General features: G+C 44.1%; 25 protein-coding genes. 5 read left to right on the plus strand and 20 right to left on the minus strand.

What is annotated here, in order from left to right; genetic code table 11:
- Window positions 1-1,482 carry a glutamate synthase subunit beta gene (locus IDJ77_RS21635; RefSeq protein ID WP_191191068.1) on the plus strand — a complete coding sequence of 494 codons (1,482 nt, stop codon included), beginning with the start codon at window positions 1-3 and terminating at the stop codon, window positions 1,480-1,482.
- A 213-nt stretch (window positions 1,483-1,695) separates the two neighbouring features.
- On the opposite strand, the gene IDJ77_RS21640 is transcribed toward IDJ77_RS21635, so the two are convergent.
- The 4 genes from IDJ77_RS21640 to IDJ77_RS21655 all read right to left on the minus strand — a co-directional run bounded on the left by IDJ77_RS21640 (window position 1,696) and on the right by IDJ77_RS21655 (window position 7,803).
- The gene (locus IDJ77_RS21640; RefSeq protein ID WP_191191069.1) at window positions 1,696-2,355 is read right to left on the minus strand and encodes a YdeI/OmpD-associated family protein; all 660 of its coding nucleotides are present in this window, start codon (window positions 2,353-2,355) and stop codon (window positions 1,696-1,698) included.
- A gap of 25 nt (window positions 2,356-2,380) precedes the next feature.
- Window positions 2,381-5,941 (minus strand): TraB/GumN family protein, encoded by a 3,561-nt coding sequence (locus tag IDJ77_RS21645; RefSeq protein ID WP_191191070.1) that lies wholly within the window; start codon window positions 5,939-5,941, stop codon window positions 2,381-2,383.
- Window positions 5,942-5,997: 56 nt separating this feature from the next.
- Window positions 5,998-6,528 carry an RNA methyltransferase gene (locus IDJ77_RS21650; protein WP_191191071.1) on the minus strand — a complete coding sequence of 177 codons (531 nt, stop codon included), beginning with the start codon at window positions 6,526-6,528 and terminating at the stop codon, window positions 5,998-6,000.
- 99 nt (window positions 6,529-6,627) lie between these two features.
- The gene (locus IDJ77_RS21655; RefSeq protein WP_191191072.1) at window positions 6,628-7,803 is read right to left on the minus strand and encodes a galactokinase; all 1,176 of its coding nucleotides are present in this window, start codon (window positions 7,801-7,803) and stop codon (window positions 6,628-6,630) included.
- Window positions 7,804-7,941: 138 nt separating this feature from the next.
- Between IDJ77_RS21655 and IDJ77_RS21660 the strand changes: the two genes are divergently transcribed.
- Window positions 7,942-8,232 carry a YciI family protein gene (locus IDJ77_RS21660; RefSeq protein WP_191191073.1) on the plus strand — a complete coding sequence of 97 codons (291 nt, stop codon included), beginning with the start codon at window positions 7,942-7,944 and terminating at the stop codon, window positions 8,230-8,232.
- 48 nt (window positions 8,233-8,280) lie between these two features.
- On the opposite strand, the gene IDJ77_RS21665 is transcribed toward IDJ77_RS21660, so the two are convergent.
- The 3 genes from IDJ77_RS21665 to IDJ77_RS21675 all read right to left on the minus strand — a co-directional run bounded on the left by IDJ77_RS21665 (window position 8,281) and on the right by IDJ77_RS21675 (window position 12,243).
- A complete protein-coding gene (locus IDJ77_RS21665) occupies window positions 8,281-8,709 on the minus strand; it encodes a hypothetical protein (RefSeq protein ID WP_191191074.1) in 429 nt (142 codons plus the stop codon).
- Between the two features lie 110 nt (window positions 8,710-8,819).
- Window positions 8,820-9,224: a DUF1761 domain-containing protein gene (locus tag IDJ77_RS21670; protein WP_191191075.1), complete on the minus strand. Its 405-nt coding sequence runs from the start codon at window positions 9,222-9,224 to the stop codon at window positions 8,820-8,822.
- A gap of 298 nt (window positions 9,225-9,522) precedes the next feature.
- Window positions 9,523-12,243: a carboxypeptidase regulatory-like domain-containing protein gene (locus IDJ77_RS21675; protein ID WP_191191076.1), complete on the minus strand. Its 2,721-nt coding sequence runs from the start codon at window positions 12,241-12,243 to the stop codon at window positions 9,523-9,525.
- A 103-nt stretch (window positions 12,244-12,346) separates the two neighbouring features.
- On the opposite strand from IDJ77_RS21675, the gene IDJ77_RS21680 reads away from it, so the two are divergent.
- The gene (locus IDJ77_RS21680) at window positions 12,347-12,829 is read left to right on the plus strand and encodes a CYTH domain-containing protein (RefSeq protein ID WP_191191077.1); all 483 of its coding nucleotides are present in this window, start codon (window positions 12,347-12,349) and stop codon (window positions 12,827-12,829) included.
- A gap of 52 nt (window positions 12,830-12,881) precedes the next feature.
- On the opposite strand, the gene IDJ77_RS21685 is transcribed toward IDJ77_RS21680, so the two are convergent.
- Window positions 12,882-13,094, minus strand: a complete 213-nt coding sequence (locus tag IDJ77_RS21685; protein ID WP_191191078.1) for a hypothetical protein — start codon at window positions 13,092-13,094, stop codon at window positions 12,882-12,884.
- A gap of 147 nt (window positions 13,095-13,241) precedes the next feature.
- Entirely contained in the window at window positions 13,242-13,796 is a 555-nt protein-coding gene (locus tag IDJ77_RS21690; RefSeq protein WP_191191079.1) for a GNAT family N-acetyltransferase, read from the minus strand.
- Between the two features lie 118 nt (window positions 13,797-13,914).
- Between IDJ77_RS21690 and IDJ77_RS21695 the strand changes: the two genes are divergently transcribed.
- A complete protein-coding gene (locus IDJ77_RS21695) occupies window positions 13,915-14,409 on the plus strand; it encodes a hypothetical protein (protein WP_191191080.1) in 495 nt (164 codons plus the stop codon).
- A gap of 105 nt (window positions 14,410-14,514) precedes the next feature.
- Here the strand turns inward: IDJ77_RS21695 and IDJ77_RS21700 are convergent, their stop codons facing one another.
- The 8 genes from IDJ77_RS21700 to IDJ77_RS21735 all read right to left on the minus strand — a co-directional run bounded on the left by IDJ77_RS21700 (window position 14,515) and on the right by IDJ77_RS21735 (window position 16,343).
- Window positions 14,515-14,706, minus strand: a complete 192-nt coding sequence (locus tag IDJ77_RS21700; protein WP_191191081.1) for a hypothetical protein — start codon at window positions 14,704-14,706, stop codon at window positions 14,515-14,517.
- Window positions 14,707-14,764: 58 nt separating this feature from the next.
- Entirely contained in the window at window positions 14,765-14,956 is a 192-nt protein-coding gene (locus IDJ77_RS21705; protein ID WP_191191082.1) for a hypothetical protein, read from the minus strand.
- Between the two features lie 57 nt (window positions 14,957-15,013).
- Window positions 15,014-15,205, minus strand: coding sequence for a hypothetical protein (locus IDJ77_RS21710; RefSeq protein ID WP_191191081.1), 192 nt, complete (start codon window positions 15,203-15,205; stop codon window positions 15,014-15,016).
- 65 nt (window positions 15,206-15,270) lie between these two features.
- Window positions 15,271-15,462: a hypothetical protein gene (locus IDJ77_RS21715; RefSeq protein ID WP_191191081.1), complete on the minus strand. Its 192-nt coding sequence runs from the start codon at window positions 15,460-15,462 to the stop codon at window positions 15,271-15,273.
- A 63-nt stretch (window positions 15,463-15,525) separates the two neighbouring features.
- On the minus strand, window positions 15,526-15,717 hold the full coding sequence (locus tag IDJ77_RS21720) for a hypothetical protein (RefSeq protein WP_128531458.1): 192 nt from the start codon (window positions 15,715-15,717) through the stop codon (window positions 15,526-15,528).
- A 62-nt stretch (window positions 15,718-15,779) separates the two neighbouring features.
- On the minus strand, window positions 15,780-15,968 hold the full coding sequence (locus IDJ77_RS21725) for a hypothetical protein (RefSeq protein ID WP_191191083.1): 189 nt from the start codon (window positions 15,966-15,968) through the stop codon (window positions 15,780-15,782).
- A 66-nt stretch (window positions 15,969-16,034) separates the two neighbouring features.
- Window positions 16,035-16,178, minus strand: a complete 144-nt coding sequence (locus IDJ77_RS21730) for a hypothetical protein (protein WP_191191084.1) — start codon at window positions 16,176-16,178, stop codon at window positions 16,035-16,037.
- 24 nt (window positions 16,179-16,202) lie between these two features.
- Window positions 16,203-16,343: a hypothetical protein gene (locus IDJ77_RS21735; RefSeq protein ID WP_191191085.1), complete on the minus strand. Its 141-nt coding sequence runs from the start codon at window positions 16,341-16,343 to the stop codon at window positions 16,203-16,205.
- A gap of 331 nt (window positions 16,344-16,674) precedes the next feature.
- Here IDJ77_RS21735 and IDJ77_RS21740 point away from each other — a divergent pair, with 331 nt between their 5' ends.
- Complete coding sequence (locus IDJ77_RS21740) at window positions 16,675-18,114, plus strand: tetratricopeptide repeat protein (protein WP_191191086.1); 1,440 nt, start codon at window positions 16,675-16,677, stop codon at window positions 18,112-18,114.
- An 8-nt stretch (window positions 18,115-18,122) separates the two neighbouring features.
- On the opposite strand, the gene IDJ77_RS21745 is transcribed toward IDJ77_RS21740, so the two are convergent.
- The 3 genes from IDJ77_RS21745 to IDJ77_RS21755 form a co-directional block, all read right to left on the minus strand.
- The gene (locus IDJ77_RS21745) at window positions 18,123-18,419 is read right to left on the minus strand and encodes a hypothetical protein (RefSeq protein ID WP_191191087.1); all 297 of its coding nucleotides are present in this window, start codon (window positions 18,417-18,419) and stop codon (window positions 18,123-18,125) included.
- A 223-nt stretch (window positions 18,420-18,642) separates the two neighbouring features.
- The gene (locus IDJ77_RS21750; protein WP_224751187.1) at window positions 18,643-19,014 is read right to left on the minus strand and encodes a helix-turn-helix domain-containing protein; all 372 of its coding nucleotides are present in this window, start codon (window positions 19,012-19,014) and stop codon (window positions 18,643-18,645) included.
- Window positions 19,015-19,170: 156 nt separating this feature from the next.
- Window positions 19,171-21,465 carry an ATP-dependent helicase gene (locus IDJ77_RS21755; RefSeq protein ID WP_191191088.1) on the minus strand — a complete coding sequence of 765 codons (2,295 nt, stop codon included), beginning with the start codon at window positions 21,463-21,465 and terminating at the stop codon, window positions 19,171-19,173.
- Between the last annotated feature and the right edge of the window lie 124 nt (window positions 21,466-21,589).

Consider the following 21,589-nt stretch of genomic DNA (forward strand, 5'->3'; position numbering starts at 1 on the left):
ATGGGAAAACCTACAGGATTTCAGGAATTTAACAGGGAACTTCCCCAAAAAACGCCAGTTGCCGAGCGTTTAAAAAACTATAACGAGTTTGTTGGTTTGTATCCAGAGGAAAAATTGAACCAGCAAAGTGCACGCTGCATGAACTGCGGGATCCCTTTTTGCCATAGCGGTTGCCCGCTGGGTAACGTGATACCGGAATTTAACGATGCCGTGTACCGCAAAAACTGGGGCGAAGCATACCAGATACTATCATCAACCAATAACTTCCCCGAGTTTACCGGTAGAATTTGCCCCGCGCCATGCGAATCGGCATGTGTGTTAGGCATTAATAAGCCACCGGTAGCTATTGAGGAGATTGAGAAGCACATCATTGAGGTGGCTTACTCTAAAAATATGGTGAAACCTACCGCGCCACTTATAAAAACTGGTAAAAAGGTTGCTGTAGTGGGCTCGGGCCCTGCGGGTATGGCTGCTGCAGCGCAGTTGGCCAAAGCGGGTCACAAGGTTACCGTTTTCGAGCGCGACGACCGTCCGGGTGGTTTGCTACGTTACGGTATCCCCGATTTTAAATTAGAAAAATGGGTGATAGACCGCCGTATCCAGATTATGGAAGAGGATGGCATCACTTTTAAATGCAATACCGAAATTGGTAAAGACGTACCGGCCGACGAAGTTGTGCGCACGCATGATGCCGTTATACTGGCAGGTGGCTCAACCATTCCGCGTAATTTGCCTATCCCCGGCAGGGAATTAAAAGGCGTGCATTTTGCGATGGACTTTTTAAAACAACAGAACAAACGCGTAAGCAATACCGCTGTTGTGGGCGAAGATATCCTAACCTCGGGTAAAGATGTTGTAGTGATTGGCGGTGGTGATACCGGCAGCGACTGCGTGGGTACATCAAACCGCCAGGGTGCGAAATCGGTAAGGCAATTTGAGGTTATGGTGCAACCACCGGAGCAGCGTACCGCGCACATGCCATGGCCAACGTACCCAATGGTGCTTAAAACCACCAGCAGCCACGAGGAAGGTGTAGAACGCTCATGGGGTATTAATACCAAAGAGTTTTTAGGCGACGAGAACGGCGAACTGCGCGCTTTAAAAGTTACCGATGTAAGCTGGGAAATTGATGTAATGGGCCGCCCTATTAAATTTAGCGAGGTAGAAGGCAGCGAGCGCGAGATCCCTTGCCAGCGTGTGTTCCTGGCCATGGGTTTTGTAAACCCGCAGTTTGAAGGCGCTTTAGAGCAATTGAAAGTGGGCCTTGATGGCCGCAATAATGTAAACGCGAAAGAAGGTGTTTACCGTACCAACGTAAGCAAGGTGTTTGCTGCCGGCGATATGCGCCGCGGGCAATCCCTGGTGGTTTGGGCCATATCAGAAGGCCGTGAAGCTGCACGTAAAGTTGATGAATTTTTAATGGGGCACTCCAATCTTGAGAGCAAGGATGCGGTGAACCAGTTCGACCAGGTGTTTTACTAAGCCCTAATCCCAACCCCATCATAATGAACTAAGCGCCCCAAAGGGGCGCTTTTTTTTGTTGGCTAACCATATTCATAGTTACCATACCGTCATTCTGAACTTGTTTCAGAACCCCATCATAAAAGTAGCCACGATGCATAACCGCTTTACATGTTGGTTACCTGCCGTGTGGGTTCCCGAAATAAATTCGGGATGACGTTAAGGGGGATGAGGCTACTTATCCGACGGATTCTTCTTCCCGGTCAGCAGCATCTCCACCATTTTGGCTATCCGGTTTAGGCGGGTTTGTTCCTGCTTGGCGGAGAGGATCCAAACCACGTATTCTTTGCGGTGCGAGTAGGCGAGTTTGTTGTAAATTTCGATACTTGCCGGCGCGGCAGCCATAGCTGCGGCAACATCAGCAGGCAGTATTACTGTTTTGGTTTCGGGGTTGATAAACGCGGAATGATCATTTTGTTTAACTGCATCGTTACGGAATTCGGATTGTTTTACCAAAACTTCGGGGCGGAAGCGGAGGGTGGTCCAGGTATCGTTGATGGCGGCGGAGGCCACGGGGCGCAAACCGTATTCTTTGGATACGTCCCAACCACTCATCATTTCCAGATCCGTATCAATGCCCTTGTTCTTCTTTGGATAGATCACCCAAAGTATGGTTTCGGGCTTTAATATCGGTTTTATATCTGCAAGCCTCGTGGCCAGTTCGGTGCTCATTCTCACAAACATCTGTATGCCATCAACCACGCCATCTACGCTAAAAACCAGCTTCACGCCATCAGGAAGCGGCTCGAGGGCAGCAAGATAGTCTTCCGGCGGATCTAACACCAGCCAGGTTTGGCCGGGTTTTACAAGCAGTTTTTTGGCGAGAGGGCTCATGTACTTAACCGTTTTATTAAAGGTATTAATTTTTCAAATCTTCGGCTATGGATTTTTTAAGCTCGGGAATCATCTTTTTAGCTTGCTTTTGCCAATAGGCTTCTTTAGCCTCCCAAATGGTATAAGCTCTGTAGCTTTTAAAATCGAGCGCTGTACTGCCTGTTTTATATGGCCCGCAAATACCAACGTAACTTACGCCTTCTTCATAATCAGGAACCTTGAACTTAAATACATAATAGATGTTTCCTTTTTCGGGTAAGGTGCCCAGCAATGCAATATCTGTGGCGCTGCCCTGATCGCTATCTTCAATATATTGCGTAAGCGACAATTTTGCAAAGGCTGCCTGTGTGCGGTATTTAAGCGGCGCGCGGTTCAGTTGTTTTATTTCGTTTAAGTCCTGCAACACGCTGTACCGATAGCTAACACTATCCAAAATCCTGTTAATTACCGCCTGTTGTACCGGCAAGTTGTTTTTTAACCGCACAATTACGGCATCGCTCAGGTTATTTTCTACTTTATCATCCTTTATCAACCGGGCAGTAAAGGGTGATATGATGGGCTTGCCTGTTGCTTCCTTCATAAATGCCAGGTAGTAATAAACCGGCGAGGACCATTTACTACGCGCGCTATCTGCCTGTGCAAAATAGGCTTCCAAATCTTCGTTAGCATAGGCTGTTAAACTATCAAAATTATTTTTGATGAATTCCTTGTACTTGCCTTTATGGAAACTGTAAAGCATGCTGTTGAATACGCCCAACACGTTTTTGCGGTAATCGGGATTTTTCAACAAGGGCTGTATCTTATCAAAGTTTTCCGTTACGTACTCGAGCGAATCGCGCAACGGGCTAAAAATCGAATAGATGTTATCCGGTTTTAACAAGCGGGTTCCTGTTAGCAGGTTGAGGTATATATTAAAGCCATCTTTTTTATCAACTTCGGTAATAGTATTTAAAATGGTTGCCTTTAAGTTATCCGGCGTTTGGGGTGCAAGGTAAAGTTGCTTAAGCTCGGCCACGGAGTTACTGTCGTTTACCGTACTTAATACGTTTAGCAACTTTTCCCGTGAGCCATAGTCCAGCGAATCATCCGGCATTGGTTTTTTAATGGCAGCATACAGGTAAGGCAGTTCGTCTTTTTGGAATTTATAATACGAGAGGCTTCCCACCGCTTGTACGCGCGTTATCGAATCAGTGGCGAACATGTCATCTGTAATCAGTTTTGCTTTGGAGGATGCCAGGTTAATGGGCGCGGTATCATGCACTTTAACCAGCGAATTGTAAAAGGCCTCATTATTATCAGTGCCTGTTTCCTGCATTCCCTGGTGCCCGGTAAGGTAAATGATATCAGCATTATTGATGAAAATACGGTGGCGTTTTTTTTGGATACCTTCTTTCTCCCTCACTATAAATTCCCTGCCTGTTAAGCCGTTAACCTTAATCGTGTCTACTTTTTCCAGTGTGTCGGTGTCATTATCCACAAAATCTGAAATGAGGCGGTTGTAAACAGAATCGGTGTTGTTGGCGCGGTAATATTTACTTATGGTAGCATGTTCTACACCATAAGCGCCGCCCGATGCGCGGTTAACAGAATAGGCTATACCATCAGAGTAAGCAAAAGATCTATAGGAAGTTACGCTGTCTTTAATCAGTTTCATCCCATCAAACATTTTACTTTTAAAATTTCCACCGGCAATCTCATAGTCGTTTAAAATCACCTTAAGGTATGGGCTGAATTTAAACGATGAAAAAAAGTCGTCATCGGTACTTAATGCTGCCCCAGGGCTCAGGCTTTGTTTTAGCAGCATGTAAATACGGTTGCCTCTGGCAAACACCTGCGCCCGGCAATTAGACTGTTTTAATACAAATGTAAGGTCACGCCCATCGTTTCCGTCTTTAGTGATATTTTTAACACTTGTTATGGTTACGCCTTTTGTTTTAAGATCCGCAATAACGGCGTCAAAAGCTTTTTCGGGGCTGGAGAGGTACATGCCCGGGGGATAATCGTTATAGCGTACCAGGTAGTTTTCAAACTTTGAGCTATCGATAGACATGTACAGTTTTAAAGTAGCGTTTTTCAAGCGTGGTTCGCCCGGCACCAATTTCTCGATAGATTGCGGCTTACCGGGCAAATTTATGGTGAATGCAGCTGTGTCGTTTTTTAATGTTACCCAACCTTTACCGCGCTGTACCACCGGTTTAAATGTTTTAAAAGAATTAAAGAAACGGTTGGCATAAGGCAGGTTTAAATTGGCCAGGGTGTTACCGGCGTATAAACAATACAACATATTGCCTTTAAAAAAAATACGGTAGCGCAAGCCAGACTTTTCCCCTGTCTTTACGGTCATATCGGTACCTTTAAAACCGTTTACCAACACAACTTTATTACTAATAAGGCGGTTTTCTCCTTTAGCTTTCAACCGTTTCAATATATTATCTATCACTTTTTTTTCGGTCGCCGGTTTGCCATCGGAACTATCGAGTATCGCGTAGGCGCCAAAGGAAATATCATTAGCTACGTCGGGATATATCACTGTGTTCATTCCCAGCAGCATATCTGTTTGGATGGGGGCAAAGGGGAGATCCATGGAGTAGCCCCGGCTCTCATCGGTGAAAGTTTGCCATTTAAGCGTTGTATAATCGGTACTGAATCTATTAGCGATGCCAGTAAAAGTTGCGTCAACGGGCGTTAGTGTGTATCCTTCATGCCTTAGTAACGCAATAATGCCGTTGTCGCCGGGTAAATGGGCCACACCAACAGCTGTGAACAAGGGCTGGCTTGCCATATACATCAGCATACTTTTTACCATTACATTGTTCCGCACAATTAATATCGAATCATTTAGCTTGTCATCAGTTAGCAGTTCAATAATGTTATCTAAATTACCGGTGCTGTACGCCGTTATCAGTTCGTCGATATCGTCAAGCTGATCTTCTTCGTCGTCATCTTCCAGCAACTCGGTTATCCTTGTTTTAAGCTCCGGTGCTTTAGAGCCAAAATAATTGTCGAATTGCTCGGAAGCGTCCTCCAAGCCGTAAGTGCTTTTGTTCATCGATCGCGCAACGCCAAAAAGGTAAGCATCTACAAACGTTTTTTTGTCATCAGGCTTTTCTCGTTGGGGCTGCAACATGGCTTCCGCCTGTATCGGGTCGATATCGCCCATAGGATAGCCGTTCTTTTTTTGGAAACGGTCGGCAAGTTTATCGTAGTCGGTTTTATTGAGCAGCCTGCGTACGCTGCGTAAGCTATCCTGGCCGTGCATGGTCAGAAACATTTTTTTAACGATGGTATCGGGATGTGTTTCGAGCGCGAAAGCCCGGCAGTTTTGCATCGCAAGCATTACCGAATCGCTGAAATCAAAAGCACGCTTATCTTTTACGTGCATGGTGCCGAACAAATACGAAGGCTTGGTTAAGCCTTTTCCGCTGATCCGCCATAACAAGTTGTAGCTGCTTTTGGGTTGCGAAACGGCAGTAAGTACAGATAGAAAGAGAAGTAATGTGGCTAACAGGGTTGATATGATAACTTTGCGATACTTACTTTGCCCTTTTTTGAGGCGTGCGGACGAGATGTGTAGGGGCGTGGTCATGTGATAGCAGCTTTAGGCTTAGCTAAAAATAGGTAATTATTATCAGAGTTAATTACTTAGCGAACCAATTTTGCAAAGAAATCCCAAAGTACGATCCCTGCAGATACCACGATATTAAAAGAGTGTTTGGTGCCGAATTGCGGGATCTCTATGCAGGTATCGATCACTTGCATAGCTTCGTCGCTCACGCCATTTACCTCGTTACCGAAGATGAGGGCATATTTTTTATCTGCCGCCGGCATAAATTCGTTCAGCATGGTGCTGTTCTCAGCTTGTTCTATGGCTACAATTTGATAACCATCTGCACGAAGCTTTTCAATCGCTTGCAGCGTATCCGCAAAGTATTCCCAGGTAACAGATTGGGTGGCACCGAGGGCGGTCTTCTCGATTTCGCGGTGCGGCGGTTGTGCCGTTATACCGCAAAGGTACACTGCGGTAGCCGCAAGCGCATCGGATGTGCGGAAGATGGAGCCGATATTATGCATACTGCGCACGTTATCAAGTACCACTACAACCGGCAGCTTTTCCTGTTCTTTAAATTCTTCAACAGTGGCCCGGTTAAGTTCGTCTAATTTTAGTTTGCGCATGGGATGAAAGGTAATAGATGGGTGATGGGGTGTTTTTTAAAAGTAAAAAGCGGTGAGTCGAATTTAAGGACTCACCGCTTTTTACTTATCATTTGCTACTTACGCGTATACTGCTACCACTTCGTTTAAAAGCCCAACACCATTGCCAATTAAAGAGCTATATACCGATGGTGCGTAGCCAACCTCTTTGGTATAGTATTCGGCTACCTCGGCGCTGAATTGCTCAAAGGCATCTTTTTTCACCAAAGCGATAGCGCATCCGCCGAAGCCTGCACCCGTCATACGGGCACCTGCAACATTTTTGTTGGGCTTGCAAAAATTCACAATGGTATCCAATTCTTTCCCGCTTACTTCGTAAAGGGTGCTTAACGAATTGTGAGATGCGTACATCAGCCTGCCAAATTCGGCCAGGTTGTTATTGCTTAACGCCTTTGCTGCCAGTTTAACACGGTCGTTCTCTTCTACTACGTGGGTAGCCCTGTTTAAAATAACCTCATCGGTTATCAGATGCTTGTACAGGTTAAATGTCTCGGTATCAATATCGCAAAGGTGGTTGATATCCAGTTCGGTTTGTAAGGCGGTAAGTGCAATGCTGCACTCCTGCACGCGTTCGTTGTATTTAGATTCGGCAAGCTTGCGCGGCTTGTTGGTATTGATAATAGCCAGCAGGTAATCGCCCAGGTTGCTGTTTACGGCCTGGTATTCCAGCGTGTCGCAGTTTAGCATCAGCGCTTTGTTCTTTTCGCCAAAGGCAACCGAGAACTGGTCCATAATGCCGCTATGCAGGCCGATGTAGCTATTCTCTACCCATTTGGCAAGTTTCACTAATTCAAGCTTAGTGTATCCGCAGCTGAAAAGATCGTTAAGTGCGAAAGCGGTAACTACTTCTATGGAAGCGGAGGACGACAAACCCGAAGCAATGGGGATATTGCCGTAATACAGCATATCCAGCCCGTGCAGTACTTTGCCATCGTTATTAAAATGTTCGATAACACCGGTTGGGTAATTGAACCAAAACTCCTGTTTTTTTTCATTGCTGGAGCCAACGATAATTTCGGCTGTTTCCTTGAAATTGATGCTTTTAAAGCGGAAAACCCCGTCATAATTAGGGGCGATAAGGAGGTAGGTACCCAATGTAACCGCGCATGGCATAACTAGCCCGCCGTTATAATCTATATGCTCGCCTATGAGGTTTACTCTTCCCGGCGAAAAGTAAGTGTACTGGTGCTCTTTACCGTAGTGCGCTAAAAATTCCTGCTGTAGTTGCTCTCTCATTATAGTGTATTGGTTTCAACAACAAATATTGTAAAACTTACAGTTATTTTATACACTTATCTGCAACCATTTACAATTAATTTGCACGCTAAACAGAACCACCGTATACTTGTTACCACTATACTAACTCAATAAACCATGAACCAATACCTCATAACCGCATACGACTATACCGACGAAGGCGCACTTGACCGCCGAATGGGCGTACGCCCGCACCATCTGGATGGGGCTGTGGCCCTTAAAGCCAGCGGCAACTATATACTTGGCGGCGCCATGTTAAACGACGAGGGCAAAATGATAGGATCGGTAATGGTGCTGCAATTTGAGAGCGAGGAAGGGCTGGAAGCCTGGAAAAAAAGCGAACCGTACATTACCCAAAAAATTTGGGAAACGGTGGATGTAAAACCTTTTAGGGTAGCGCAGGTTTAGGCAGTTTGCATTATAAAAAATGAAACTGCCGGCATTCAAATATTGGGGTTAATCGGCGAGATCTGCGTTAAAATAGTCTTTAAACACCCAAAATCCTTCGGGGCTTTTTTCGTAGTTTACCGTGTAGGGTATACCGCCGGTTTTTATGTTGAAGGATAACGTTTGAATGCTTTTGTCTTGCGGGATAAATAATTCTAAAATACTATCGGCCATGAACTGGATCTGCGCTGATTCATCAGGTTCGGCAGGTGCTGCAACCGGCACAATCAGGCTTGCTTTATAATCTTCGAAGGTTTGGAAACTGTACCGGCCACCTATCGCACCGTCCTTGTATTCGCGGGCGGCATTAAAGGCGGCTTTTTCGGCCTGCAGGCGGTATTCTTCCATGGCTTTTAATAATCCATCGGCTGCAATTTCGGGCATGCCATCGGCGCCTTGCGAATAGTAATTGTTCAGTATTTCTTCTTTGCTTTTCATCCGGGGCAAAAATACGGAGCTTAAAATTTATATTAACAAAAAAAGGATGCCGGTTTTCAGCATCCTTTTATGTTGTATTAAATGGAGTTAGTTAATTCGATAAATTCCCCTTATCGCCACGCGCCTAATATCAATCCCATTAATGTTAGAGATACTACGCTGTAGCCGCCATTGATAAATATGTGCCGCCATGATTTTAATTCGAAAAGACTGTGGGTAGCAATGGCCCCGAACGTCCATATACCGGCGAGGAAGCCGGCTGTAACGCCCCAGGCCAGATCTGTTTTGGCATCGGCCAGGAACATAGCCAGGTTTGCCGACATGATGATGGAGAACAGGGCCGTAAAGCCAAATATTTTTCCTTTGTTGCCTGCTTTCACCTGTTCTTCGGTGAGGCCGCTATCTTTCATCCAGGCGTTGCCGAAAAGAGGGCGCGAGTACCAGATGCCACCAACGGCAAATGCGGAGAGGCCGGCTACTACAACGGCGGGCCAGTTTACAAGGTTCATGTCCATAATTAATTGGGATTTAAGGTTTGTATAAATTTAGGTAAATAAGAATGATAAAAGCAAGAAACAATTACGTCCTTGCGAGGGAAGCGAAGCGACGAAGCAATCCCCGGCAGGCAGAGCGACCGTGCAAATCCGACTTGCTTGCCGATGATTATTGATGTGTTGATTTTTTATTAAGGTATCAATGAGCTCCCTTCGGTCGGTTGTCCGCGCTATCGCTCGCAACGACGATGGGGCCAAAACGTAAGAAGAGCGGCTTTTGACCGCTCTTCTTACGTTTATAATCTTTATCTGCTTCGTCTTACCTCACCGTATACCTGTACACATACCTCCCCAGGTTACCATCGGCGTCCATCCCCTCTATGGTGGCGCGGTAGGTGCCGTGGCCATCGGAATTATAGTATTCTATAAAGGTGGCGCCGGTAGTTTTATCGGTGGTTACTTTTGGTGCCCAGTAAACCGTGCTGCGCAGATCGCCGCCGAGGGTGCCGGGTTTTGGCACATCGTATTTTGGCGCATAAAACTCTCGGGTTATGGCATATCCTACCGGGGTAATGCTTAAAATATTTGGCGGAGGGATAAGCTCCTGTAATTCGGCAAATGATATTTTGGTTCCTTTTTCCTGCTTTTTCAGGTTGATCTCCACAATACCCGATGTGCCGTACAGGTCGTCGATGCCGCTCATGCCGGCGCTTTTAAACACCTCTACCGATTCTACATTGCTTACCGGTACGCCGTTAAGGTACAAAAGGTCTACAGGCATACCGTTCACAAATATCTGTATCGGCTTTTTGTCGCCGTTGTAGTTTTTCATAAAATACAGCTTGTTCTCATCAATAGTGGTACCCAGTATCATGGTTTGCAGGCATAGGTAAAGGTTGGTACAACTGCGCATGTTGGCACCAGAGAACTGCTGATCAGCCAGCATAGGCAAACCGGTAAATACCGAATAATCGTTATGCCCCGCTTTTTTAATGGGATTGGCTTTTATTACTACCTCTTTTAACTGGTGCGTGTTTTTGTACTGCTTTAAGCTGTTTTCCAAATAAGGCTTAAACGCACTGTCAATATTTGTCACTTCATCAAAAGCCATATTGTTTTTTGATGGATACTGAAAAGTCTCGGGGTTGGCAGTAACCACAAGGTTTTTGCCCCCGGCGCTGCTTCGCGCGCTGATGACCACTTTAGATGAGTCGGCGAAACTAAGTTTGGAGAATTTGTAATTCCCTACCATATCGGTAGTGGTTTCGGCATAAAAATTCCTCGATGGTACCTGCAGGCGCAAATAGCCTTTGGCAATGGTCATGCCGGTGTTGTTACGCAGCACGCCGGTGATCTCCAGCCCGCTTTGCTCGGGGAAAACGGTTATTTGCGGCACTTTGTTGGCCAGTATATTACGGTACGAAACGCGCCTGTATCCCTGTGTAAGCATCAGGATATCCAGGTTTTCGGCAGCGTTAGCGTCTTTACTGATGAAATAGTAATTGGGTTTCTCAATGTATCCTTTCAATTCGGATGTAAGCAGGGTGCTGCTCAGGATAGTAGTTTCGGCATTTTCATCAAAGGGCACTTTGGTTTCATCAATAACCGATACCGAGAAGGTGCCTGCAACAGGCAGGGCTTTGTTTTTGGCCGATATATTAAGCCTTACTTTTTGGCGTGTATTGTATGTTTTTGCTGCGCTGGCGATAGAAACGTTCAGCGCATCGTTATGCTGGATGAACGCCACCCTTTCGCAAAGGGCAACGCCATGGTCGGTAAGCAGGGTAAGCTGCACAACGCCGGTTGGGAATTTGCTTTTTGGGATAGCGGCGCTGTATATGGCGGTTTCTAACTTGGTTTGGCCGGCAAAGTATATGGCGCCGCCGTTTTGGGCGATGATGTAATAGATCTTGCCCTGGTTTAGCTGAAAGTAGGCATCATTTGCAGATATTTTGATATTAAGATTTTCTGCATCGTTATTAAATACAGATAGATTGATACCCGATGCTTTAATGCGGGGCAGATCATATGCGGATTTTGTGCCATCGGCAAACTGTATATTAACCTTATAGGTTTTACTATTTTCGGGCATCAGGGCAAAAATGCCCATGCCCAGGTGCTGCGAAGTAAGGTTGGCCACCACAGTGCCTTCGTTATCGGTAACGGTTCCTTTAACATCAACACCAAGCCCGTTACTATTTACGGCTTTAAATGCCACTTTAGATCGCACACCTATAATAAGCTCGCCGCCCTCGGGGAAAAACTGAACATCTTTGCCGCTGGCCGCTGTTTTTAAAGCAAACGTACTGGTGATGGTTTTACGGTTGCCCATATCTATTACGGCTACCAGGCTGGCACCTTTTAAAGATGCCGGCGCCCCGCTAAATTCGGCTTTAAAAACGCCGTTATCATCGGTAGTGCCTTTACCCTTAAAAAGCTCTTCGTTATTGGCAACAACCGTCCAGCTTACTTTTTTATTAAGCAGGGGCAAGCTTTCGCGGGCATCTTTGTATGCAACGTTTGCCGCAACTTTTGTAAGCCCCGCTGATTCCGACGAACTGAACGATACGTTGGTAACAATATCCTTATCTACCGGGTTGCCTATTACCAGGTTTTTGTTGAAGAAGTAATCAGGGTCGTAATTGCGCATATAGGCCGTGTAAGCCCGCAGATGGTAGTTCCCTTGTTTGAAATCGGCCGGTGTAAGCGCTATGTTACCATTGGCAACGCCGTTTACTACCGGTATTTTCAGGAACCGGGTTATCGAATCCTGGTTGTTGGCAATGTCTACATAAACAATATTGCTTAAAATGGTAGGCGAGTGCTGATCGATAGTAACATAAGCTTTAAACCAGATGGTATCGCCGGCGGCATAGTATGGCTTATCTAAATGCAGGTATACTTTCTCGAAGGGGTAGGAGGTAATTAGCTTTGTTGTTTTAGTTACAATGGTATTTAAACTCACGGTATCCCGTTGTGCAAATGCCGGGGCAAAAACTATCAGCAGTAATATAAATAATACGGATCTTTTGAAGTTCATTTGTTATATAAATGTAGCAGGGCTAATATAAACATTTAGCTTTACGGCGTGTTGAAAGCAAGGGTGATTTAACATTTTATAACAGTATTGTTAGATAAATAGTATGGCGATAGAAATAGAAAGGAAATTTTTGGTGAACCATGCCAAATGGAACATGCTTGTAAAACCGGCGGGCAAGCTGTTTAAACAAGGCTATATTTTAAGCGATGATAAGCGCACGGTACGCATCCGCGTAACCGATGAAGCTGCTTACCTCACCCTTAAGGGCAGCACCACCGGCATCAGCCGCAGCGAATACGAGTATACCATCCCCATTGCGGATGGTAACGAAATTTTAAACGGACTCACCGTATCCTCTATAGAAAAAATACGGTACGAAATAGAATTTGCAGGTAATACCTGGGAGGTGGATATCTTCAGCGGGGATAATGATGGCTTAATAGTAGCCGAAATAGAATTGGAGCACGAGGAGCAGGCCTTTGAAAAACCGGATTGGGTAGCGGCGGAGGTAACCGACGACTATAGGTACACTAATGCCAGCCTATCGGTAAATCCTTATAAGGATTGGGGAGGCGTAAGTATATAAAACAAGAAAACCTGCCCAACCGGCAGGTTTTCTTGTTTTATATACCTATTATTTACCAGCCAGAGCCTTTTTTAGCGGCGCCAGATGCGATATGACCTTCTGCGGTTGCTTTACCCATAATAGCTGCCATTTTGTTGCCATCGGCATCTTTACCTGTAGCTATATAGCGGCCCGATTTGATATCGATAACCGGATCGATCATTGGAACATTTTTGGTTTTGGTTTTTACTGAATAGGCGGTAATGCCTCCTGATTGTGCTGCCATGTTTTTTAAGTTTTTTTAAGTGTAAACTGTATTAATTAAAATTTGTTTTGCGCCCCGCATTAATAATTTAGGTTACGAGTGGGGCAATTGGTTTTGTGCAGGCAAGTTATGTAATTATACGTAACTAACAAATTTTATGCATAGTTGTTATTTTTTTGTCGTAATTAAAGAATAAACGGCCGAATCGAGAAATTTGCCATTATAGTAAAAGTTCTCCCGGAAGTATGCCTCGCGCACAAAGCCGTTACGCTCCAACAGCTTTATGGATGCCAGGTTGCCGGGGTTTACATTGGCCTCGATAGAATGCAGGTTAATACTATTAAACGCATATTTAATTGCCTCAACCAAAGCTTCTTGCATGTAACCCTTGCCTTGATGTGCGGTGCTGAGCATATATCCAATTTCGGCGCGGTAATTAACTTTATCCATTTGCCAAATACCAATGCTGCCAATTAGTTCTTCGCTGCCGTGCAGGCTTAAGGCCCATAAAATGCCCTCGTTTTTTTGGTGCAGATCGAGTATCAATTTTATCCAGCTAATTGCCTCATCAATGGATTTTGCGGGTGGCCTATCTATATATTTCATCACTTCCGCATCGCTTCGCATCGCAAAAGCGGCATCCGCATCGCCTATAGTGAGCATGCGCATGGTTAAACGCGACGTATTTATTGCCGGGAAGGGATGCAAATTAATATCAAGCATAAGGAGTTTTTTTACCTGTAAATATAAAACATTTAAAAAGTACCTGCCTGTCGCAAAAGAAATAGCCGAACTATTTTCGGCTATAATTGTAGTACTAAAAACATTTAAACACGATATAATGAAGAGTTATTTTATGATAGGTATGCTTGCCCTGGCATCATGCGCCGGCAACGGAAAAAAAGGAGCGGATACGGTACAAATGGATAGCGGTAAAACAGATACCGCATATGCAAGCAAAACAAATACGCCCGCTCAAAATATGGAGTACTGTTTTGTGCATACCGACGGGACTGCCGCGCAGGATACTACTGCCGTGCATTTGGTAATAAATGCCAATAAAGTAAGCGGAGAAATGAACTGGCTGCCAAAAGAAAAAGACCGGCGGAAAGGAACCCTATCGGGTACTTTAGATGGCGATAAGATAAATGCGGTATGGAGTTTTATGCAGGAGGGGCAAACGGATACCATGACTGTGGCCTTTAAGCTCTCGTCGCAGCAGCTGGCACAAAAGCCTTTTACTGTTGATGCTAAAAACGGTCGCCAGCAGTTGGATAATAAAGCCGATTATACTATTATATATAATATGGATAACTGCGATAAATTTCGCAAATAGGGGATAGCTGTTTTAATACAGCCGCTTATCTATTCAAATTACTTAAATGCGCCGGAGCTTCCTGGTGCATTTTTTATTTAACGGCTATCGCAAAAAGTGCTGCAATTAGTCAGCCTGGCCGATGTCTTTTTTAGTATCTGCCTGTCCGATATCTTTTTTGGTATCAGCCTGGCCAATGTCCTTTTTTGTAGCAGGTTTAGTGGTAGTGGTATCGCGTTTTACCGGAGTTGCTATAGTGAATGCTGATACTACGCCTGTGGTTAATATAAGTGCTGCTGCTACGATTACTTTTTTCATGATCTATATTTTATTAGGGGTTGTTGTTATTGTTGTTATAATTTGTTGTTGGTATTAATTAATCAGCCTGACCGATATCTTTTTTAGTGTCTGCCTGTCCGATGTCTTTTTTGGTATCAGCCTGGCCAATGTCTTTTTTGGTTGCTGGTTTGGTGGTAGTGGTATCGCGTTTTACGGGAGTAGCTATTGTGAATGCTGATACGATGCCTGTAGTTAATATTAATGCTGCTGCTACGATTACTTTTTTCATGATCTATATTTTGTTAGGGGTTGCTCTTTTGTTTGTGTTATGCTTTGTTGGTATTAATTAGTCAGCCTGGCCAATGTCTTTTTTAGTATCTGCCTGTCCGATGTCTTTTTTGGTATCAGCCTGGCCAATGTCTTTTTTAGTTGCTGGTTTGGTGGTAGTGGTATCGCGTTTAACGGGAGTTGCTATGGTGAATGCTGATACTACGCCTGTTGTTAATATTAATGCTGCTGCTACGATTACTTTTTTCATGATTGTATATTTTGTTAGGGGTTGTTGTTATCTGTTTGCTCGTTGTGATTTGTTGTTGGTATTAATTAGTCAGCCTGGCCAATGTCTTTTTTAGTATCTGCCTGTCCGATGTCTTTTTTGGTATCAGCCTGGCCAATGTCTTTTTTAGTAGCTGGTTTGGTGGTAGTGGTATCGCGTTTAACGGGAGTTGCTATAGTGAATGCTGATACTACGCCTGTGGTTAATATTAATGCTGCTGCTACGATTACTTTTTTCATGATGTATATTTTGTTAGGGGTTGTTGTTATTGTTTGCTCGTTGTGATTTGTTGTTGGTATTAATTAGTCAGCCTGACCGATATCTTTCTTAGTATCCGCCTGTCCGATATCTTTTTTGGTATCAGCCTGGCCAATGTCTTTTTTGGTTGATGGTTTGGTAGTAGTGGTGTCGCGTTTTACCGGGGTTGCAATGGTGAATGCTGATACTACTCCTGTGGTTAATATAAGTGCTGCTGCTACGATTACTTTTTTCATGATGTATATTTTGTTAGGGGTTGTTGTTTGTTTACTTGTTTGTGATTTATTGTTGATATAAATTAGTCAGCCTGACCGATATCTTTTTTAGTGTCAGCCTGTCCGATGTCTTTTTTGGTATCAGCCTGGCCAATATCTTTTTTGGTTGATGGTTTAGTAGTAGTGGTATCGCGTTTGGCAGGGATAATGGTATAAGCCGATAATATGCCGGTTGTTAAAACTAATGCTGCTGCGATGATTGCTTTTTTCATGATTTATATTTTGTTAGGGGTTGTTGTTATCTGTTTGTGTGTTAAATACTCTTGTTGTTTTTGTGCTTAATCTGCGGTGCCGATATCTTTAATAAACGGCGCTGTATTGTGTTCCACGGTAGTGGTAACCGGCTGTGGGCCCATCTCTTTGGTGCATGATATAATGATGCCCGTGCCTAAAAGTAATGCTGCGATAAATATCTTTTTCATGTTTATGGTTGTTGGTTAGGTAAATTAATCTGCTGTGCCTATATCTTTACGTACGCCTACCGATGGTTTCAAAAACACATCCATCGCAGTAACGGCGCTGCTTTTTATGCACGATGTGATGATTCCGGATAACAGGATAAGGGCAGCAAGACAGATCTTTTTCATTTTGTTTATTGGTTAAGTTGTATTAAATATTAACTCTGCGGCAATTTAAGTTTTTACTGATGCTACGAGAGCGTTTTGAACGCTTGTAACCAACGGTTTATAATTTAAATTGACGGATACTGTGATTTTTTAGGCACAACAATTTTGTAACGTAAGGTTTATAACTTATTGTTATTCAATTAATTAAACAACACAAATATACTTATGTTTTTTAATTATCGAGAAAGTATTTAAATTTTTTTTATCTCATTTTTTCCTAAATTTAACACATTCATCTATAGTTACTATTTATTTTATAACTTTCACCTCATTTCCACGTAAAGTGCCTTACATGAACAAATTTAATATCCTGTTTGTATTATTAATTATCACTTTCTCGGTTGTTGCTAAAAGTGTGCACGCTAACGTTAGCGCTAAGGATACTACAGAGGTAATTAAATTAAACAAACAAGCTTTAGACAACCGCTATACCAGCCCCGAACAAACCATTGAAGTGGCCGGTAAAGCTCTTGTACTGGCACAGGAACTTAATTATAATCGCGGTGTTGGCGAGGCCTATCGTGTAATGGGTATCGGTAATTATTACCTTAACCAGGCGGGCAAAGCCATTGATAATTACCTTAAAGCGCTCGACGTTTTTAAATTGATCAATGATGCGCGTAATCAAGCTAAAGTACTCAACAATATAGGTAACCTTTATCTGGATAATAATAAAGATAAAGCGCTCGAGTACCTCAACTCGGCACTAAACATAGCTCAAAATATAGACGACCAATCGGTAAAGGCTTCCATCCTTATGAATATTGGTAACGTGTATTACCGTAACAAAAGCTACAGCCAAGCTCTTACCTACTACGATAAAAGTAACGTAATGTTTGCCGCCGTGGGCGACTCGATAAACCTCGTGCAGGTACTGCAAAACAGGGGGGTGATCTATTACAATCTGCACGAGTTTGATAAAGCCGAAAAACTGCTGCTTGCGGCAAATAAAGCAGGTAAAGAGCACGACCTTAACAAGCCGGTTGCCAGTACAAACCTTACACTCGCGGCGCTTTATATAGCGCAAGGCAAGTTTGATGATGCCAGCCGGGTTGTAACCGAGGGGCAGGCATACGCCAAAGTGCTGAAGGATGATAAACTCACCAACGATTATAACTATATTATTTTTCAGCTGGAATCTAAACGGAAGAATTACCAGCAGGCATTGTATTACCTGCAGCTCATCTTTCACCAGGATAGCCTCATCCATAGTTCCAACGAGTCGACCCAGATAAATATGCTGCAAGAGCAGTATAAGCAGGCGGCAACGCAGCGTGAGAAGGATGCCATCATCCTGCGCCAGCAAAACGACAGGATAAAGTTTTGGGCCGTAACAGTAGTTGCAGGCCTTTTGCTTGTAGTGATAGCGCTACTGGTGGGTAATGTAAAGCGCAAGGCAAAAACCAATGCCCAGCTTACGGAATTGAACGGCGAGGTATCTAAACAAAAAGATAACCTCGACAGGGTGAACCACCACCTCGAAGAAATTATTGATGAACGCACCAAAGATCTGCAGATAAAAAACAGGAAACTCTCGGAGTACTCTTCTTATTTATCGCACCAGATACGGGGGCCAATAGCCACTTTACGCGGTTTAATGAACCTGGAAAAAGAAGGGTTGGTTGATGAGAAGGAATGCATCAAAATGATGGATAAATGCGTATCAGATATCGACCAGAAGATCATCGAGATGAGCGAAATGCTTAACGACAGCGGTAAAACCGTATTTTAAGCTAACAGTTAATTAGTTAAAGCTGGCCATGAGCTATGGATCTGCGCCTCTAAAAGCCCCAAATAAACACAGTACCTCGATATCATTTGTAAAATAAGCAGTTGCCTGTGCCTTTGATAACCCTCGGTTTCGAACGCGAGGGTTTGATTACCGGCTGTTACAAAAAAGCTCACCTCGCCTTTACGCGGTTTAAATCTCGACCGTAACAGATCGAACGCCTTCACTTTTAGTTTGCTGCGCGGATCGTGTATGGTGCCGTTTTTTAAAGCATCACTGTTTGCTATAGATATCATGTAGTTCGACATAAGCTTCCTTTGTTTACGCTCTGTCTATTACAATTATGTGTCCAATCGCTTAAGTAGTCGGTTGGTTGTCACCAAACTGTGAAAAAACAACACAAAAATTTCACCTCGTGTAAATTCATTAATTTTTGCTTAATTTATTTACATGAAGTGAAATTTAAATACTGTCTATAAAAAAGTAACTGTTGTGTTTACCAAACAGTTATGTAACGGTAACGGCTCGGTTTTAAGAAACGTGATTCTTGCTCAGCAGTTCTTCGTAAAGTAATATTACCTTCCGCTGCAGGTTGGTAATTTCGGTTTCTCTGTCCAGTAGTTTTTTCTGGATAATGTTCAGGCTTACATCCTGGTTGCTTGGCTCTTCCACATATTCTAACGAAAGCAGATTTACCACGCTCACTTCAAAAATGTTGGCTATCTGCTCCAACCTCGATAAGTTGATATCGGTAACACCGGTTTCAATTTTAGAAAAGGCGGGGATTGAAATGCCTAAACGGGTTGCAACATCTTCCTGGCTCCAGCCGCGCTCGTGGCGCAAAGTGCGGATGTTTTTACCTGCGGATTTGTTTGTTTTCTTTTTTATAGTTTCGCTCATCATGTACATAAAAAATTAATTAAAGGGAAAGGGGTATTAACTACTAACCAAACCCAATGCCATTAATTAAAAAGTGCCCTCATTGCGTGGTATTAACACAATGTTAACCGTACATGAAAAAAGTTGTGGAATTACTTCTACACACAATGGGAAAAAAGGTTACTCTATCCCGTTTATGATACTCAGTTTCGCGAATTTTAGCAATAATTGTTTCTGCCCGATTTCCTTAAAGAAAATAGTTGCTTTAACATCCGGCTTGTTTCCTTCCAGGTTAATTACCTTGCCAAAACCAAAGCGTTCGTGCTCTACCTGCATACCCACCTGCAGGTTGCTGGTATCAGAGATCCTAAAATCTTTTGATACCACATGCGCCTTGGCCAGTATAGATGTTGTTTTAACAGGCGGAGGGGTTGTGGCGGCTTTTGGTTTTGAAAACGTATCGCCTTTTGTATCGGGCTTGCGGCTCCACGCGTTTCGTTCATCATCAAAAAACGAGCTTTGCGCCGGTTTGGCCGAAAAATCCAATTCGAGGTATTTGGCATCAATTTCATCCAAAAAGCGGCTTGGCTCGCAGTTAATAAGCGTACCAAATTTAAAGCGCGAGGTAGCGTAACTGATGCTCAGCTTGCGCTCGGCGCGGGTAACGGCTACGTAAAACAGGCGGCGTTCTTCTTCCAGGTCGCTGCGCGAGTTGAGCGACATTTGCGATGGGAACAAATTTTCCTCCAGCCCAACTACAAACACCTGTGGAAACTCCAGCCCCTTGGAGGAGTGGATGGTCATGAGGGATACCGTATCGGCATCTTTGTTTTTATCCTTATCGTCGTTAGTTAAAAGCGCGATATCCTGCATAAAAACGTCGAGGCCTTTTTCTTCTATATCTTCACGTTCCGAGAATTCTTTGATACCGTTTAACAACTCCTGGATGTTTTCGTAACGGTTAAGCCCCTCTACAGATTTATCCTCGTAAAGGTCTTTCAGCAAACCCGAATGCTGCGCAATATAGAGAGCCGCTTCGTAGGCGCTTTGGTTTTTGGCCAGCACCTGGAAACTCTGTATCATGGCCGCGAAGGCAGATAACGATGCCGGTGCTTTCTCTATATACCTGTTCGGCTGTAAAATGACCTCAAAAGGGGTAATGCTGTTTTTATCAGCCGAAACAATGATCCTATCCACAGTTGTGTCCCCAATACCACGTTTCGGGTAATTGATAACACGTTTAAGCGCTTCCTCATCGTTGGGGTTAAAGGTAAGGCGGAAGTAAGCGATGAGGTCTTTGATCTCTTTACGCTGGTAAAAAGACAAGCCGCCGTATATCTTATAAGGGATGTTGAGCTTGCGCAGCGCTTCCTCCATCGAACGGGATTGCGCATTGGTGCGGTACAAAATGGCAAAGTCGTTCCATTTCATGCCGTGGGTGCTACGGTCCTGCATAATGGTATCGGCCACCATTTTACCCTCCTCGTTATCGCTGAAGGCGCGCATCACTTTTATTTTATCGCCCGTTTCTTTCTCAGAGAAAACGTTCTTCTTTAGTTGCTCCTTGTTGTTGGCAATAATGCTGTTGGCAACGTTTACAATGTTTTGGGTAGAGCGGTAGTTTTGCTCCAGCTTAAATATTTTCAAGTCGGGGTAATCCTTCTCAAAATTAAGGATGTTTTGGATGTTTGCCCCGCGGAAGGCATAGATACTCTGCGCATCATCGCCCACCACGCAAATATTCTCGTTTACAGCAGCCAGGCGTTTCACAATAAGGTATTGCGAAAAGTTGGTATCCTGGTACTCATCCACCATCAGGTATTTAAACTTATGCTGGTATTTGTTAAGTACCTCCGGGTGGAGTTTTAAGAGCTCGTTGGTTTTAAAAAGCAGGTCGTCAAAATCCATGGCACCGGCGCGATAGCAGCGCTGCACATAGGTTTGGTATATTACACCCAGTTTACCACGACCGCTGCTGTGGTCGTCCGACTGGATCTGCTCGTTCTGCTGGTATTCCTGCCAGCCAACCAGGTTGTTTTTTGCAGCAGAGATGCGATTGAGCACAAAATTTACGGCGTACAGCTTATCGTCCAGGTTCATCTCTTTCAAAATGGCACGCAGTACGCTCTTGCTGTCGTCGGTATCGTAAATGGTAAAGTTGCTGGGGTATCCAATTTTGTCGGCCTCAACACGCAGCAATTTGGCAAATACCGAGTGGAAGGTACCCATCCAGATGTTTTTGGCTTCGGGGCCGCAGATGTGGTTGATCCGCTCGCGCATTTCGCGGGCGGCCTTGTTGGTAAAAGTAAGTACCAGTATGTTAAACGAATCTACCCCGCTACGGATAAGGTGGGCAACCCGGTAAGTGATCACACGTGTTTTACCCGAGCCTGCACCGGCGATAATCATCACCGGGCCTTTAATTTGCAGTACGGCGGCCTTTTGTTCGGGGTTTAGCCCTTGTAAATAATCCAAATCCTGTTCCTCTTTTCTTAAAAGGCGAAATTAGATAATTGAGGCGAAAGCTAAAAGGTGAAAGCGCTAAAGGTTTTGCACAGAATTTCCACTAAGGCTGTTTTGCAGGCAACGATTTGACTCA

This window comes from Mucilaginibacter pankratovii (assembly GCF_014773265.1).
Taxonomy (GTDB): Bacteria; Bacteroidota; Bacteroidia; order Sphingobacteriales; family Sphingobacteriaceae; genus Mucilaginibacter; species Mucilaginibacter pankratovii.